This window comes from Flavobacterium sp. DG2-3 (assembly GCF_030730925.1).
Taxonomy (GTDB): Bacteria; Bacteroidota; Bacteroidia; order Flavobacteriales; family Flavobacteriaceae; genus Flavobacterium.
Genome location: NZ_JAVAMB010000015.1, coordinates 1 through 16,037, shown reverse-complemented (window position 1 = coordinate 16,037; position 16,037 = coordinate 1). Strand labels below are relative to the sequence as shown.

The window sequence follows — 16,037 nt, the reverse complement described above, 5'->3', positions numbered from 1 at the left end:
ATTTCTTTCGACTATTTTCATTGGTTTGAAGCTATTAATAACTATTTTTGTTCCTCCTTTTAGAGATTTCTGTCTAAAAACAGTGTCTTTAATTTTTAAATACATTCAAAATGAAAAAAATACAAATGGTTGACTTGAAGAGTCAATACGAAAAAATAAAATCTACTGTCGATGCTTCAATTCAGGAAGTTTTAGATACAAATACTTATATTAACGGTCCTTTAGTTCATCAGTTTCAAAAGAATCTTGAAGATTATTTAGGAGCAAAACACGTTATTCCATGCGCAAACGGAACAGATGCTTTGCAGATTGCCATGATGGGATTAGGTCTTCAGCCAGGAGACGAAGTAATTACTGCTGATTTTACTTTTGCAGCAACTGTTGAGGTTATTGCTTTGTTGCAATTAACTCCAGTTTTGGTAGATGTTGATATGGTAAATATGAATATTGATATCGATGCGCTTAAAAAAGCAATTACGCCAAAAACAAAAGCAATTGTTCCAGTTCATTTATTTGGACGCGCTGCCAATATGGATGCGATTATGGAAATTGCAACTCAATACAATTTATATGTAATCGAAGACAATGCTCAAGCAATTGGAGCAGATTATGTTTCTAAATCGGGTTCTAAAGCTAAGGTTGGAACAATCGGTCACGTTGCAGCGACTTCTTTCTTTCCATCTAAAAACTTAGGATGTTACGGAGATGGAGGAGCAATTTTTACAAATGATGATAAACTAGCGCACATCATCCGCGGAATTGTAAATCACGGAATGTACGAGCGTTACCATCACGATGTTGTGGGAGTAAATTCCCGTTTAGACAGTATTCAGGCAGGAGTTTTGAATGCAAAATTGCCTTTATTGGATGAATATAATAAAGCACGCCGTTTAGCAGCGACTAAATATAATGCGGCTTTTGCTGGAAATGCAAAAATCATTACGCCAGAATTTGATGCAAGCGAAAATGATCACGTTTTTCATCAATATGTGTTAAGAATCATCGATGCAGATCGTAATGCTTTAATGCAACATTTATTAGATAAAGGAATTCCATGCGCAATTTACTATCCAATTCCGCTTCACTCTCAAAAAGCGTATTTAGATCCTCGTTATAAAGAAGAACAATTTCCTGTAACAAATCAGTTGGTTCAGGAAGTAATTGCATTGCCAATGCACACCGAATTGGATGACGAGCAGATTAAATTTATTACAGACAGTGTAATTGAGTTTTTAAAATAATACAGCTTAAATATTAGCCAAATATAACCACAAACAACCACAAAATGAAAGTATTAGTAACGGGAGGATTAGGATTTATCGGATCTCACACTGTAGTCGAATTGCAAAATGAAGGCTATGAAGTGGTGATTATTGATAATCTTTCCAATTCTTCAGAAGATGTTTTAAAAGGAATTACAGCCATTACAGGTAAAACGCCTTTATTCGAAAAATTAGATTTAAGAGAAAAAAGTGCTGTTCGGGATTTCTTTAAAAAACACGATGATGTTACAGGTGTAATTCATTTTGCAGCTTCAAAAGCAGTTGGAGAAAGTGTTGAGCAGCCATTGTTGTACTATGAAAACAACATTAGCAGTTTAATTTATCTTTTACAGGAATTACAGCAAAAACCAGAGGCAAGTTTTATTTTCAGCTCTTCTTGTACGGTTTATGGTCAAGCGGAAAAAATGCCAATTACAGAAGATGCTCCAGTTCAAACAGCAATGTCTCCTTACGGAAATACCAAACAAATTGGAGAAGAAATTATTACTGATACTGCAAAGGTTACCAATATCAGCGCTATCTTATTGCGTTATTTTAATCCAGTTGGGGCGCATGAATCAGTAGAAATTGGAGAATTACCATTAGGAGTTCCTCAGAATTTAGTTCCGTTTATTACGCAGACAGGAGTAGGCTTACGTCAGGAATTATCGGTTTTCGGAAACGATTATCCAACGCCAGACGGAACTGCAGTTCGCGATTATATTCACGTTGTTGATTTAGCAAAAGCGCATGTAATTGCGTTACAGCGTTTGTTGAATAAAAAGAATTTAGCAAAAGTGGAAACTTTCAATTTAGGAACAGGAAAAGGAAGTTCTGTTTTGGAGGTCATTCACAGCTTTGAAAAAGTCAGCGATAAAAAGCTGCCGTACAAAATGATGCCTCGCCGTGAAGGAGATATTACCGAAGCGTATGCAAATACAGATAAGGCAAATAATGTGCTAGGATGGAAGGCTGAACTAAGTTTAGACGAAGCTATGGCGAGCGCTTGGAAATGGGAACAAAAAGTGAGGAATAAATAAATTTCTTATCAATTAAAATTATAAAATTTTAACATCCCAAATTATAGCAGTATAATTTGGGATTTTTTTTAGCGTATTGAGTATCATGAAACAAACTATAGATTATAAATTAATATTTGCCTTAATGGCGGTTGGCATTATTTGGGGAACCACCTTTTTAGGAATCAGAGTTGCGGTTGAAACGATTCCACCATGGTTTGTAACTTCAATTCGTCAAGGATTGGCAGGAATAATTATGATGGTTATTTTGCTGTTTAAGAAAGAATTAAAATGGATTGGCTGGGAAAACTTAAAACATCAGCTTGTTGCGTCGGTTTCGATGCTTGTTATTGCAAATGGTTTTACGACAATTGCAGAACAAACTTTGCCAAGCGGATTAGCTTCTGTTATTAGCGCCTTAGCACCGATACTTATTTTTCTGGGCAGTATTTTATTCGGATTGCAAAAAATGAGTTTCAAAGGATTTATGGGGGTAGTTATCGGTTTCTCTGGGGTTGTTTTAATATTCAAAGATGGACTCGGCTCTTTTTTGGACGAAGATTACAGAACCGGAATGATATTCATGGGATTTGCAATCACAGCTTGGGCAGCAGGAACCATTTATACTAAAATTCATGGAAGTAAATCCAAGAATATTATCTTGAATTTATTTTACCAATTTTCAATGGCTTCTTGCATTCAATTGGTTTTGGCTTCTATTTTTTCTCCAAATCCAGATATCAGTTCGTGGAGTCTGACCAGTATAGGTGCAGCTTTGTACTTGTCAATTTTCGGATCGGTAATTGCTTTTTTTAGTTATAATTATGCCTTGAAACATGTTACGCCGGTACAGGTTTCTATTCTGGCCTATATCAATACGATTATTGCGGTATTCTTAGGCTGGCTTCTTTTGAATGAGAGAATAACAGTTGAGTTTATAATTGCAACAATTCTAATTATTTTGGGAGTCTTTATTATTAATTATAAAAAGAAAGAAAAAACTTCCAAATAAATTCATATTCGATCTTTTTGTTGTAAATTTGAGAATTAAGAAAGTGATTATGGATGCAAAGAAAGAAAACGAGAAAAACAACAAGGTCGAAGAACCTGCAGTTGATTATCAGTCGATAAGACCAAAATTTAAAGGCATAGATCATGAGACTTTTGATTTTGATGCGGAATTTGCTAAAGGATTGACTCCCGAAGAATTTAAAGCTGAAATGTCCAAAAGAATAAAAGCGTATCCTTGGAAAAATAAACCTTAAGTATTCGCAGAGATGCACCGCTACGCATTTAGCACAAAATAAAAATCCCGAATTCATAATTTAATGAATTCGGGATTTTAAATTTATATTTTAACTGATCGCTAAAAAACCGACCACTGATCACTTTAAAAATTAAGCATTAGCAGTAACTGCTTCTTTATCAATTTTATTAATCAAACCAGCTAAAACTTTTCCAGGACCAACTTCAGTAAATAAAGTTGCACCGTCAGCGATCATTTGCTGAACAGACTGAGTCCATTTTACAGGAGCTGTTAATTGAATGATTAAGTTCTTTTTAATTTCGTTTGCATCAGAAACTGCATTTGCAGTAACATTTTGATACACTGGACAAATTGGAGTAGAGAAAGTAGTAGCTTCAATTGCAGCAGCCAATTCTTCTCTTGCAGGTTCCATCATTGGCGAGTGGAAAGCGCCTCCAACAGGCAAAATCAAAGCACGTTTTGCTCCGGCAGCTTTCATAGCTTCGCAAGCTTTTTCAACAGCAGTAGTTTCTCCAGAAATTACCAATTGACCAGGACAGTTATAGTTTGCAGCAACCACAATACCATCAATAGAAGCGCAAACTTCTTCAACAACATTATCAGCTAAACCTAAAACCGCGGCCATTGTAGACGGAGTGATTTCGCAAGCTTTCTGCATTGCTTGAGCACGCTGAGAAACTAATTTTAATCCGTCTTCAAAAGATAAAGTTCCGTTCGCAACTAAAGCTGAAAACTCTCCTAATGAGTGACCTGCAACCATTTCCGGTTTAAAATCTTCTAAAGTTTTAGCCAAAATAACAGAATGTAAAAATACAGCTGGTTGTGTAACTTTAGTTTCTTTTAGTTCTTCGGCAGTACCTTCGAACATGATATCTGTAATTCTGAAACCTAGAATTTCATTTGCTTTTTCGAATAATTCTTTGGCTAAAGCCGAATTTTCATAAAGGTCTTTACCCATTCCTGTGAACTGTGCACCCTGACCCGGAAATACGTATGCTTTCATTTGTCTAATTTAATTTTTTATTTTTTTTTTAAAATTGAAAATTAGTTTCAATTGGAAGGCAAAAGTACTATTTTTTTAACTTGTATAACCCTTAAACATGTAAATCCATGCTAATCTTGAAAATCGGAGATTGAAAGGAGTGAGCAAAGTAATGACAACAGCAATGATTGGAAGGATTCTCAAATCGAAGTTGGTTTCAAAAAAATACTGCGCAATACAATACGTCGCAATTCCTTGAGCCACCGTTAATCCGTAATTTACGTACATCGCGCCAAAGAAATAACCAGGCTCTTTTTGGAATTTATAATGGCAATGACTGCAATATTCGTTCATTTTTGGAAAACTGAAGTTCAGAAAAATATTCTTGTCTGTAAAAACTTTTCCTTTGTGACAAACAGGACATTCGTTTTTTAAAATATGAGTTAATGCGCTTGACATGATTTTATTGATTTTTGTTTATACAAAGGTAATTTGTAATGACTTAAAAGTCTTTTTTATATCTTCGCTTATTATAGCACAAAAAAGACATTTTGCATCAGTTTGATCTCCTGCAAGGTTTCCAAAACCTTGTAGGTGTAGATTTTTACGTATCTCAAATACCTACAAGGTTTTGGAAACCTTGCAGGAATAAATAAATCATTTCGAAATGAAAAAATACCCAATTTACAGTGTACAAAATTTCAGCTGCAACGACATTCACCGTGATTTTTATGTCAATACTTTTAAAGAACATTTAAAAAGCCACAGTTTTGTCGAAGAACCGCATCGTCATGATTCCTATTTAATGGTTTTTTTTACGAAAGGTTCAGGATTGCATGAAGTGGATTTTGATCAGTTTGAAATCAAAAGAGGAAGTCTTTTTGTTTTACAGCCTGGACAAATGCATCATTGGAATTTGTCTGAAGACATAGAAGGTTTCGTAATTATCTTTTCTCAGGAATTGTACAATTTGTATTTCGGACAGAAAAAGATCAACGATTATAATTTCTATCATTCCATTCATAACAGACCAGAAATGGTTTTTGAAGAAAATGAGATTCCTAAAATCCTGCCTTTCTTCAATTTATTGATTCAGGAAAATAGTCAAAACAACAAATATCAATTAGATAAACTACTGAATTTATTAGATTGCATTCATATCGAAGTGTCTAGAAAATATAGCGAAACCTATTCGCATCAGACGCATTCGTACAATATCAAAATCAATACTTTCGAATCGCTTTTAGAAGAATATTTCAGAACCGAAAAACTGCCATCTTTTTACGCAGAAAAACTAAACATTACGTTAAAGCATTTAAACAGAATCTGCAACGAAATCCTTCAAAAAACAGCAACAGAAGTCATAACAGACCGCGTAATCTTAGAAATCAAAAGAATGCTGATTGATAAACAATTAGCCGTAAACGAAGTCGCATTCAAAGTCGGTTACGAAGATTACTCATATTTCTCCCGCTTCTTCAAAAAACAAACTGGAATGTCTCCCACAGAATTTAGAAATACGGTACGATAAGTTTTTTAGCCACAAATTACACAAATTTCCGCGAATTTTTTTTTGCCACAGATTAAAAGGATTACTTGGATTTTTTTAATCTGTGAAAATCTTTTTAATCTGTGGCAAAATATAATCGTTTTCGGGAAGAAAAAATTTGTGGAAATTTGTGTAATTTGTGGCTAAAAAAAAGCCTTGCGTTTATGAATGCAAGGCTTTTCACCAACCAATTTTAATCTAAAACCAAAAAGATTAAGCTTGTTTTACGAATTGTAATTCGATATTTAATTTTACTTCTTCACCAACTAAAACTCCTCCAGTTTCAAGAGCAGAGTTCCAGTTTAGTCCCCAATCTTTACGATTGATTTTTCCTTCTATGCTTAAACCAACTTTAGTATTTCCCCAAGGATCAGTCATGATTCCGCTGAATTCAACTGGGAATTTTACTGTTTTAGAAACACCTTTAATGTTTAAATCTCCAGTTAATTCAAATTCACCATCATTGATTTTTTTGAAAGCAGAAGATTTGAAAGTTAATTTTGGATGATTCTCAGCGTCAAAGAAATCACCGCTTCTTAAATGTCCGTCACGGTCAGCATTTGCAGTGTCAACAGAAGCGATATCAGCAGAAAAACTGAAATCTGCATTGTCAAAACTTTCGCCCTCTGTAATAGCAGAAGCTTCATAAGTTCCAAATTTTCCTGATACATTAGTAAACATCATGTGTTTAACTTTAAAACCAATTTCTGAGTGAGTTGGGTCAATTGACCATTTTGTAGTTGCCATAATTTTATTTTTTAAATAATTAATTTGTTTCATTTTGATAGGACAAAGTTACGGTGACAGTTGTCCTGAAGCACTTAACCTAGATTAAGAAATGAAAAATGGGATTTATTTTAGTTAAGCTACAGATTTTTTGTTTGCCACGAATTACACGAATCCTCACGAATTTTATTTGTTTTTAATTTGTGTAATTAGTGAAATTCGTGGCTTAAACTTTAGTAAATTACAAAAAAAAGAAACGGCAACAATCTGATTTATAGATTTATTGCCGTTTCCAAGTACAGGTATTTAATTGTTTTTGTTTGAATTAATAATTCATCGGAACATCCATTAATAAAAATTCAGCATCTGTGTTGGCTTGAATCTTAAAAGTATCAGTTCCTGAAATTCCGGCCGCATCACGGCTGTTCAATTCCTGACCATTGATTGTTACATTTCCTTTTAAAATGAAAGCATAAACTCCGTTTCCTTCTTTTTTGATTTTATATTCCGCAGAAATTCCAGCATCAAAATTTCCCATATTGAACCAAGCATCTTGGTGAATCCAAACCCCTTCATCGTCTGCATTTGGAGATAAAACCTGAGACAATTTATTATGTCTGTCAGCAACATCCAAAGTAATTTGCTGGTAACGAGGCGTAACATTTCTTTTGTTTGGAAACAGCCAAATCTGTAATAACTTAGTCTGCTGATCTGCATTTGGATTAAATTCGCTATGCTGAATTCCAGTTCCGGCACTCATCACCTGAATATCACCATTTTTGATTACTTCAGTATTTCCCATACTGTCTTTGTGAGCCAAATCTCCTTCAAGCGGAATCGTAATGATTTCCATATTATCGTGTGGATGCGTTCCAAAACCCATTCCGGCAGCAATCGTATCATCGTTTAAAACTCTCAAAGCTCCAAACTGAATTCTATCTGGATTGTACCAGCTTGCAAAACTAAAACTGTGATAAGCATTTAGCCATCCGTGATTTGCATTTCCTCTTGATTCTGCTTTGTGTAATACTATATTTTCCATGACTTTGTCGTTTTGTTATTTTTATAGTACAAAGATACCACCATCGTAAAGGAAAAGCACTTAACCTAGATTAAGAAAGATTCTGAGTTATTCTTTCTGTAGTTTTAAAGATTTAGTAAAATTATCTAATTGACACATTTCCAAATTATCTAATTGATTTTTTGAAGCAGAAATTTTAGTTTTCAAAAGAAGTCTAGTCCCGCTATCCGTTTCAATCTTTTGTGCCGAACCCCGGCACAAAAGGATTTCCACTTCTATCGGGGCTAATTTAGAAGTTTTTGTTTTCAGAGGTATTATAGACAAGATTAACCGTTTAGTTTGTCATTCCGAGGAACGAGGAATCTTCGCAAGTAGCTCCGCAAAGTGAATTGCTAATCTTTGTCGAGTTTCTAACGGAGATTCCTCGTTCCTCGGAATGACAAAAATCAGGTGGTAAGAAATTAAAATAAACTATTTAATCTTAATCAATTTCCCTTTTCCAGTCACTTCATCAAGATAATTCGCAGCAGAACTATTCTTATCATGCATATAAAATTCAATAGTATCTTTTTCGATTTGATCTTTTGGAATAGTTATCACTAAGCTAGTATTTATGAAGTTTTCCAACAATATTGCATTGCCATAAGAAACCTTTCCTTTTGGCATGTATTTATTATCAAAAACGAACACACTATCCTTAAAAGTAATTTTATCTTTTTGGATATAAGAATTATCGTCTTCAATTAAATAATTATAACGGCCATTAAGCTTATCTGTTTTCTGACTGAAGTTGATGAAAAACAGAGTTGTTAGTAAAGCAATATATTTCATAAGATTCTAGCTGTATTGATTAATAAATTGCTGCACAACAGCATCGGTATTCTCATGACGTTTCTTTTTCTCCAAAACAATTGGTGGAGCGGCTCTTTCTAAGCAATTTTCAACGGCACAGGTTTCACAAGTTACACCTACAATTCGTTTTATCAAGGGTTTTCCATCAATAAATTTGAATTTCTTTTTCATGGTCGGATTAATTAAAATCCCAACTGATATACTTCTGATATAATTTTCAGCAAAAGGATCTTTTGTTGCCGATGAAAAAACCAAATATTCGTTTCCGCTATTGGCGTAACTAGATATTTGAGCATCAAAAAAATGTGATTTATTTTGACGGATTGCTTCATCAATAGTTTTAACCGAAACCCATCTTCTGCAATAATGTTCGTTGGTCTCATTGGCGTGAGGTTCCTGCTGGTGCGTAATGTGTAATTCTTTATTTATTTGATAAAAATCAGAACCAATTTTGTGAGATAATCTCAGGAAGAAAAGATTCTTCAGCTGAAAATCTTTTGGCAACAAATTCGTCAATCGCTGATAAAATGATTCGGGTGAAACTTGAAAACTTTCAATTAGCGAAACAAATTCTTCTGGTTTTGGATTTTCATTTTCCAGAAAAAGATTGATTTTATCTATAACTAATTTTCTCGGCAGAAGCAAAGCACCAGCAAAATAAGAAGCGTAGAAATTATTCAGAACCTGATCAAAATTTTCAAACTTAATCCAGCTGAACGTCAATAAACGATCAGATATTTTGAGATAATTATAAGCAATTTCTTTGGCTAAAATAAAAGCTTTTTGTGGATCATCCAATTCGGTTGAAAGCAATAATGTTCTGCTCTTCGGAACATAAATCGAACGCAAATCGCCCAAAGCTTCCTGATCGGTAAAAGCAATTTCTTCAATTTTATACTCGTATTCTTCTTTGAGAATCGCTTCCAATTCTTCAACACTAATTTTAGAATCTAAATTAATCTGAAAAGACTTCGAAAAAGCAATTACTTTTTCTTCCAGATCTTCAAAATAATTGCTATGCGCTTCCTGATACGAACGCAATGCGGCCAAAAAGAAACTTTCACGACTCAGATTATAATGCTGTGCAATTTCGATAATCGTACTGATAAACGCATTGACTTTTGCTGGAGCATTCGCAATAATATCAATTAAATCCGCTTCTTGAATTCCAAAAAGTTCCAGTGGAATCTCTTTTAAAATTCCAGATTTCAGGATTTCGCCAATCGGAGCGAGGTTATTATCGAGTTTTAAAGACACCATTTGGTCGTAAGGCACATCTAAATGTTCGCATAAAAGCAAAATTTTATCTGTTTTGGGATATTTTTTTCCCTTTTCAATCTCGTTTAAATACGATTTTGAAAGATTGGTCAGTTTGGCCAAACCAAAAAGGGAGAGATTCTTTTGTGTGCGAACCTGCTTCATTTTTAGCCCAAAAATCAGCTTTATATAGTCTTTTTCGATATCCATAAATCAAATGTAAACAATCTAAAAATAATCGCCAAAAAAATATTTTTTAAATTTAGCGAACGTTCGCTTGTTTTGTAAAAAACTTTTTTATAACATTGTATCGTTGAAACTTGTTAATTATGAATTAGTTATGATTTAGTGATTTTCGGCAAAACCAAAATATTGAAGAGACAATCTCTTTAATGACTTAAAAATTAAAATCTGCAGCTATGAAAAACCAATTAGAGATTACTGAAATGGCTTTAGAAATTCTGGCCGACAAAAAGCTTGCTTATCCAAAAATCTGGACAGAAGAAGCAACTGCTTTTATTATCGAATTACACAAAAGATTCGATTCGCAGCGAAAATTGTTATTGTTACAGCGTGAGCAAAAACAAACTGCTTTTGATAATGGAGTCATGCCGACTTTTATTCCAGAAACAAAAAGCGTCAGAGAAGGCAATTGGACAGCTGAAGAAACTCCGAAAGATTTATTGGATCGCAGAGTTGAAATTACTGGACCGGTTGACCGCAAAATGATTATCAATGCGTTGAATTCAGGAGCGAAAACTTTTATGGCCGATTTTGAAGACAGCACTTCACCGACTTGGCAAAATTTGATGGACGGTCAAATAAATTTAATCGATGCGGTAAACAAAACCATTACCTACACCGATTTGGTGAAACAGAAATCGTATCATTTAAAAGAGAAAACGGCTGTTTTAATTGTTCGTCCTAGAGGTCTGCATCTTCCAGAAAAGCACATTTTGATTGAAGGAAATGAAGCTTCGGGATCTTTGATCGATTTTGGTTTGTACGTTTTTCACAATCATAAAAGGCTTTTAGAAAATCATTCTGGACCATATTTCTACATTCCGAAATTAGAACATTACTTAGAAGCGCGCTGGTGGAATTCGGTAATTGATTTTACTGAGGATTATCTGAAACTAAAAAGAGGAACGATAAAAGTGACGGTTTTAATTGAAACTATTACGGCAAGTTTTCAGCTCGACGAAATTATTTATGAATTGAAAGAACATATCGTTGGCTTAAACTGCGGACGTTGGGATTATATTTTCTCGTACATCAAAAAGTTCAGAAAAAATCCAAAATTTATTGTTCCAGATCGTGATCAGGTAACTATGACTTCGCCTTTTATGAATGCGTATTCTAATTTGGTTATTCAAAGATGTCATAAACGCGGAATCCATGCGATTGGCGGAATGGCAGCGCAGATTCCGATTCGGAATAATGAAGAAGCTAATGCTTTCGCTTTCGCGAAAGTAAGAGCCGATAAAGAGCGTGAAGTTCGAAACGGACATGACGGAACTTGGGTAGCGCATCCGGATTTGGTTTCAATTGCTAAAGAAATTTTTGATAAAGGAATGCCGACGCCAAATCAGATTCATGTAAAAAGAGAAAACAGAAAAATTACAGAAGAAGATTTGATTGAACCGCCAATTGGATTAATTACAGAAAATGGTGTTCGAAAAAACATCAATGTTGGTGTTTTGTATCTCGCTTCGTGGTTAAACGGACAAGGCGCAGCGGCGTTGCATAATTTGATGGAAGATGCTGCCACAGCCGAAATTTCGAGATCACAGTTGTGGCAATGGCTTCAGAATAAAGTGGTTTTGGATAACGGCCGAAAATTAGATTTGGCTTATTATCACGAATTGGCTTTAGATGAATTCCAAAAAATCAAAACCGAATTGGGCGAAGAAAAACACGAAGAACAGCAATTTCCGTTAGCTGAAAAAGTTTTGGAACGCTTAGTTGTAAATCCTGATTTCGTTGACTTTTTGACGATTCCGTGCTACAAATATTTATAAAAAAACTGTTGAGCTAAATTTTTTAAACACATAGAAACATAGATTTTTCTAAGTTTTGAATAAAAGATTTTGAAAAAAAACTAGTTTTTCACACATAGTAGTTTGCGATTAGCTATGTGTATTTACAAAAGTGAAACGCCTCTGTAGACAAAGAAAAACTATGTCTCTATGTGTTTAAAAAATTAAGCACAAATTACATTCCAGTTCAGGCTGAACACTCAAAAACTGAGAACTGAACACAATTACTTACTAACCACTCTTAACTATAACATTTATGAAAACAACAGAAGACAGAATTCAGGAATTGATTAACGATTGGATTACGAACCCGAGATGGAAAGGCGTTGAACGTCCTTATACCGCTGCAGAAGTAGTGACGCTTCAGGGTTCGTATCAAATTGAGCATTCTATTGCTAAAATGGGAGCGCAGAAATTATGGAAAAAGTTAAAAAGTCAGGATTATGTTGCCGGGTTGGGCGCTTTAACTGGAAATCAGGCTATTCAGGAAGTCGATGCTGGTTTAGAAGCGATTTATTTAAGTGGATGGCAAGTTGCTGCCGACGCGAATCTGGCGGGAGAAATGTATCCAGATCAATCGCTTTACCCTGTAAATAGCGTTCCGATGGTGGTTAAAAAAATTAACAATGCTTTATTGCGCGCTGATCAAATTCAGACCGTGAATAATATTGAAGATAAAAAAGATTATTTAGTTCCGATTGTAGCCGATGCCGAAGCTGGTTTTGGAGGAAATTTAAATGCTTTCGAATTAATGAAATCGATGATTGAAGCTGGAGCTTCTGGAGTTCATTTTGAGGATCAATTAAGTTCAGCTAAAAAATGCGGACACTTAGGTGGGAAAGTTTTGGTGCCGACACAAGAAGCAATTAATAAACTGATTGCAGCGCGTTTAGCATCTGACGTTATGGGCGTTCCAACTTTAATCGTTGCGAGAACCGATGCTGATGCAGCTAATTTATTAACCAGCGATGCTGATCCAAGAGATCGAAAATTTATAACAGGTGAGAAAACCAGCGAAGGTTTTTTCTATGTAAACAACGGAATCGAGCAGGGAATTGCCCGCGGATTAAGTTACGCACCGTATGCTGATTTGATTTGGATGGAAACCAGTAATCCTGATTTAGATTATGCAAGAAAGTTTGCAAAAGCGATGAAAAAGGAATTCCCAGATAAAATGTTGGCGTATAATTGTTCGCCTTCTTTCAACTGGGCTGCGAAATTATCTGTTGCCGAAATGGGAACGTTCAGGGAAGATTTGGCTGCAATGGGCTATGCTTTCCAATTCATTACGTTGGCAGGTTTCCATGCTTTAAACACGAGTATGTTTGAATTATCAAGAGCGTACAAAGAACGCGGAATGGCAGGTTATTCTGAATTGCAGGAAAGAGAATTCGCTTTACAAAAAAACGGATTCAGAGCTGTAAAACACCAGGCTTTTGTGGGAACTTCTTATTTTGATGCTGTTCAAAACACAGTTATGCTCGGAAAATCAGCCATAACAGCAATGGAACATTCTACAGAGGTTGAGCAATTTTAATTCATAAAAACACGGTTTTCGAGCCGTGTTTTTTTTGCCACAGATTTCATAAATTAAAAAAGATTTTTTTACCACAAATTACGCAAATTAGCACAAATTTTTTATCCATTTTTGAGTCAAATTAATTTGTGTGAATTTGCGTAATTTGTGGTAACTTTTTTTAAATCATTTTAATCCTTTTAATCTGTGGCAAAAAAACTATTTCTTCAATAATCTTGCTTTCATTTTACTGAAAAATTCTGGTGTTACGCCAATAAAAGAAGCGATTTGTTTTTGAGGCACTTTATGAACCAGCGTTCCATATTTTTTTGTGAATTTTTCAAAACGTTCTTCTGCAGGCAAACTCAAATTGTCCATTAATCTTTGCTGATTGGCAACCAATGAATTTTCAATCAAAATTCTGAAAAAACGTTCCAGTTTTGGGATTTCCAAATACAATTGTTCCTGATTTTCTTTGGATAACGAAACCACTTCAGCTTCTTCTAAAACTTCAATAAAAAGCTGTCCAGGTTTTTGCGAAAAATAACTGTACATATCACTCATCCACCAGCCTTCACACGCAAAAGAAAGAACGTGCTCTACAATATTATCGTTGATATTAAAGCTTCTTAAAATTCCGGAATTCACAAAATACGAATGTTTACAAACTTCTCCAGCATTAAGTAAAAGCGTTTTGGTTTTATAAGTGTTTGTTTCTAATTTAGATAAAAAAAGCGCCTGTTCTTCTGGTGTTAAAGAAACATGTTTGGCAATGTTTTCAAGAATTAATGCCATTATTTTTTATCGTCTATTAAAGTGAATGAAGTCGCTTTAAAACGATTTCCTTTTATTTCTCCTGTTACTAAAGCTTTGTTGATGGCATTGCAAAATCCTTTTTCAGAATGTGCATCACCATGATCGTGAATGGTTGTTCCGTCAACAAAATAGCTTTTTCCGTCAATGCGAACGGCTAAATCACAGCTATTGCCTTTCATACCAAATTGGCATTCTCCGCATGAAGCTTCTACGATTGTTGGTTTGTCAAATTTCTTTTTGTCTTGTGCGTTTACAGCAATACCGATAAATAAAAATGCTGCTAAGATTATATTTTTCATAATTAAGAATTTACTGTTATTAATTTTGCAGTTGCTTTGGCGCGTTCGGTTATTTCTTCGATTGGAGTATTTAAAGAATCTGAGCTTAAAGCAACGCCCATTCTGCGATACGGTCTAGAAGTTGGTTTTCCAAAAATCCTGAAATCAGTTTTTGGTAAAGCGGCTACTTTTTCAATTCCGGTAAAAGTTGGATTTGTCGAATCTTCAGATGCTAAAATTACAGCACTAGCTCCCGCTTTTTCTAAAGTGATTTCGAAAATTGGAAGACTTAAAATGGCTCTTAAATGCAATTCGAATTCGTTGAAATTCTGTGTTCCCGCCAAAGTAACCATTCCAGTATCGTGCGGACGCGGAGAAAGTTCAGAGAAATAAACGCCTTCATTGGTTAAGAAAAATTCAACACCAAAAAGTCCGGCACCGCCAAGCGCTTCGGTAATTTTTTCAGCCATATCCTGAGCTTCGTACAAATCTTTTTCTGAAACTAAAGCCGGCTGCCAGCTTTCCTGATAATCACCTCTTTCTTGTCTGTGACCAATTGGTGCGCAAAAAAGTGTCGGATTGTTATTTTGAGTAATCGTTAAAAGTGTGATTTCTGAATTGAAATTTACAAAAGCTTCTACAATAACTTCAATCACATCGCCACGTGAACCTGCAACGGCATATTCCCAAGCTTTTAGAATATCTTCGTCACTTTTTATTGTCGATTGTCCTTTTCCTGATGAAGACATCAAAGGTTTTACCACACACGGGATTCCGACTTCTGCAACGGCTTTTTGTAATTCTTCGGCAGAAGTAGCGTATTGATATTTGGCGGTTTTTAAACCTAATTCTTTTGCTGCTAAATCACGGATTGCTTTACGATTCATGGTAAAGTTGGCCGCTTTCGCTGAAGGAACAACAGTAATGCCTTGCTTTTCGTAATCGTAAAAACGTTCGGTGCGAATGGCTTCTATTTCGGGTACGATAAAATCGGGTTGGTGTTTGGCTACGATTCGGTCAAGTGCTTCGCCGTCGAGCATGTTGATTACTTCAAATCCGTGTGCGACTTGCATTGCGGGTGCGTTTTCGTAACTGTCAACTGCGATTATGGTTTGTCCGATTCTTTGTGCGGCGATAGTGAATTCTTTGCCTAATTCGCCTGAACCTAGGAGTAGTATTTTCATTTTGGAGTGTTGTAATGTTGGAGAAGTAAAAGTAACGAAAAATGTTTTTAACCGCAAAGTTCGCAAAGAATTACGCTAAGAACGCGAAGTTTTTGTTTTTAATTAGTATGTAGAAGTGTTTCACGCAGATTTTGCAGATAGAGCAGATTTTGTTTGATTTACACATCAAGTAACCGCATTTTTTGTCATTTCTGTAAAAGTCATTTATTTCGGTAACAGATTTTTCATATCAATTGGTGTTTTTCCATCAATTCCCTGATGCGGTCTTT

Annotated in this window: 17 protein-coding genes; 7 read left to right on the top strand and 10 right to left on the bottom strand. The window is 35.0% G+C overall.

Annotated features, from left to right (window positions below; translation table 11 throughout):
• The first annotated feature begins 110 nt into the window (after nucleotides 1-110).
• The 4 genes from Q9Q97_RS17785 to Q9Q97_RS17770 all read left to right on the top strand — a co-directional run bounded on the left by Q9Q97_RS17785 (nucleotide 111) and on the right by Q9Q97_RS17770 (nucleotide 3,546).
• Nucleotides 111-1,241 (top strand): DegT/DnrJ/EryC1/StrS aminotransferase family protein, encoded by a 1,131-nt coding sequence (locus Q9Q97_RS17785; RefSeq protein WP_306159553.1) that lies wholly within the window; start codon nucleotides 111-113, stop codon nucleotides 1,239-1,241.
• A 44-nt stretch (nucleotides 1,242-1,285) separates the two neighbouring features.
• Complete coding sequence (gene galE / locus Q9Q97_RS17780) at nucleotides 1,286-2,302, top strand: UDP-glucose 4-epimerase GalE (RefSeq protein ID WP_306159551.1); 1,017 nt, start codon at nucleotides 1,286-1,288, stop codon at nucleotides 2,300-2,302.
• Nucleotides 2,303-2,387: 85 nt separating this feature from the next.
• Nucleotides 2,388-3,293 carry a DMT family transporter gene (locus tag Q9Q97_RS17775; protein WP_306159549.1) on the top strand — a complete coding sequence of 302 codons (906 nt, stop codon included), beginning with the start codon at nucleotides 2,388-2,390 and terminating at the stop codon, nucleotides 3,291-3,293.
• Nucleotides 3,294-3,342: 49 nt separating this feature from the next.
• Nucleotides 3,343-3,546, top strand: a complete 204-nt coding sequence (locus tag Q9Q97_RS17770) for a hypothetical protein (RefSeq protein ID WP_306159547.1) — start codon at nucleotides 3,343-3,345, stop codon at nucleotides 3,544-3,546.
• A 132-nt stretch (nucleotides 3,547-3,678) separates the two neighbouring features.
• On the opposite strand, the gene fabD is transcribed toward Q9Q97_RS17770, so the two are convergent.
• Together fabD and Q9Q97_RS17760 are read right to left on the bottom strand one after the other, a co-directional pair.
• Nucleotides 3,679-4,551 carry an ACP S-malonyltransferase gene (gene fabD, locus Q9Q97_RS17765; protein WP_306159544.1) on the bottom strand — a complete coding sequence of 291 codons (873 nt, stop codon included), beginning with the start codon at nucleotides 4,549-4,551 and terminating at the stop codon, nucleotides 3,679-3,681.
• A 75-nt stretch (nucleotides 4,552-4,626) separates the two neighbouring features.
• Nucleotides 4,627-4,989: a DUF983 domain-containing protein gene (locus Q9Q97_RS17760; protein WP_091492477.1), complete on the bottom strand. Its 363-nt coding sequence runs from the start codon at nucleotides 4,987-4,989 to the stop codon at nucleotides 4,627-4,629.
• 208 nt (nucleotides 4,990-5,197) lie between these two features.
• On the opposite strand from Q9Q97_RS17760, the gene Q9Q97_RS17755 reads away from it, so the two are divergent.
• The gene (locus Q9Q97_RS17755) at nucleotides 5,198-6,061 is read left to right on the top strand and encodes a helix-turn-helix domain-containing protein (protein ID WP_306159541.1); all 864 of its coding nucleotides are present in this window, start codon (nucleotides 5,198-5,200) and stop codon (nucleotides 6,059-6,061) included.
• A 231-nt stretch (nucleotides 6,062-6,292) separates the two neighbouring features.
• Here the strand turns inward: Q9Q97_RS17755 and Q9Q97_RS17750 are convergent, their stop codons facing one another.
• The 5 genes from Q9Q97_RS17750 to Q9Q97_RS17730 form a co-directional block, all read right to left on the bottom strand.
• Nucleotides 6,293-6,826 (bottom strand): YceI family protein, encoded by a 534-nt coding sequence (locus Q9Q97_RS17750; protein WP_306159539.1) that lies wholly within the window; start codon nucleotides 6,824-6,826, stop codon nucleotides 6,293-6,295.
• Nucleotides 6,827-7,130: 304 nt separating this feature from the next.
• Nucleotides 7,131-7,847 carry a pirin family protein gene (locus Q9Q97_RS17745; protein ID WP_306159537.1) on the bottom strand — a complete coding sequence of 239 codons (717 nt, stop codon included), beginning with the start codon at nucleotides 7,845-7,847 and terminating at the stop codon, nucleotides 7,131-7,133.
• Nucleotides 7,848-7,934: 87 nt separating this feature from the next.
• Nucleotides 7,935-8,150 (bottom strand): hypothetical protein, encoded by a 216-nt coding sequence (locus Q9Q97_RS17740; RefSeq protein WP_306159536.1) that lies wholly within the window; start codon nucleotides 8,148-8,150, stop codon nucleotides 7,935-7,937.
• A 147-nt stretch (nucleotides 8,151-8,297) separates the two neighbouring features.
• Nucleotides 8,298-8,657: a hypothetical protein gene (locus Q9Q97_RS17735; RefSeq protein ID WP_306159534.1), complete on the bottom strand. Its 360-nt coding sequence runs from the start codon at nucleotides 8,655-8,657 to the stop codon at nucleotides 8,298-8,300.
• 6 nt (nucleotides 8,658-8,663) lie between these two features.
• Nucleotides 8,664-10,145, bottom strand: a complete 1,482-nt coding sequence (locus Q9Q97_RS17730) for a helix-turn-helix domain-containing protein (protein WP_306159532.1) — start codon at nucleotides 10,143-10,145, stop codon at nucleotides 8,664-8,666.
• 209 nt (nucleotides 10,146-10,354) lie between these two features.
• On the opposite strand from Q9Q97_RS17730, the gene aceB reads away from it, so the two are divergent.
• Entirely contained in the window at nucleotides 10,355-11,956 is a 1,602-nt protein-coding gene (aceB, locus tag Q9Q97_RS17725) for a malate synthase A (RefSeq protein ID WP_306159531.1), read from the top strand.
• 274 nt (nucleotides 11,957-12,230) lie between these two features.
• Complete coding sequence (gene aceA / locus Q9Q97_RS17720; protein WP_306159529.1) at nucleotides 12,231-13,511, top strand: isocitrate lyase; 1,281 nt, start codon at nucleotides 12,231-12,233, stop codon at nucleotides 13,509-13,511.
• Between the two features lie 198 nt (nucleotides 13,512-13,709).
• On the opposite strand, the gene Q9Q97_RS17715 is transcribed toward aceA, so the two are convergent.
• Genes Q9Q97_RS17715 through purT form a run of 3 tightly spaced genes read right to left on the bottom strand, consistent with a single transcriptional unit; the run spans nucleotide 13,710 to nucleotide 15,768 of the window.
• Nucleotides 13,710-14,285 (bottom strand): Crp/Fnr family transcriptional regulator, encoded by a 576-nt coding sequence (locus Q9Q97_RS17715; protein WP_306159527.1) that lies wholly within the window; start codon nucleotides 14,283-14,285, stop codon nucleotides 13,710-13,712.
• On the bottom strand, nucleotides 14,285-14,605 hold the full coding sequence (locus Q9Q97_RS17710; RefSeq protein ID WP_306159525.1) for a DUF6370 family protein: 321 nt from the start codon (nucleotides 14,603-14,605) through the stop codon (nucleotides 14,285-14,287). The genes Q9Q97_RS17715 and Q9Q97_RS17710 overlap by 1 nt, the downstream gene beginning before the upstream one ends.
• A 2-nt stretch (nucleotides 14,606-14,607) precedes the next feature.
• Nucleotides 14,608-15,768, bottom strand: a complete 1,161-nt coding sequence (gene purT / locus Q9Q97_RS17705; protein ID WP_371878223.1) for a formate-dependent phosphoribosylglycinamide formyltransferase — start codon at nucleotides 15,766-15,768, stop codon at nucleotides 14,608-14,610.
• Nucleotides 15,769-16,037 lie beyond the last annotated feature (269 nt).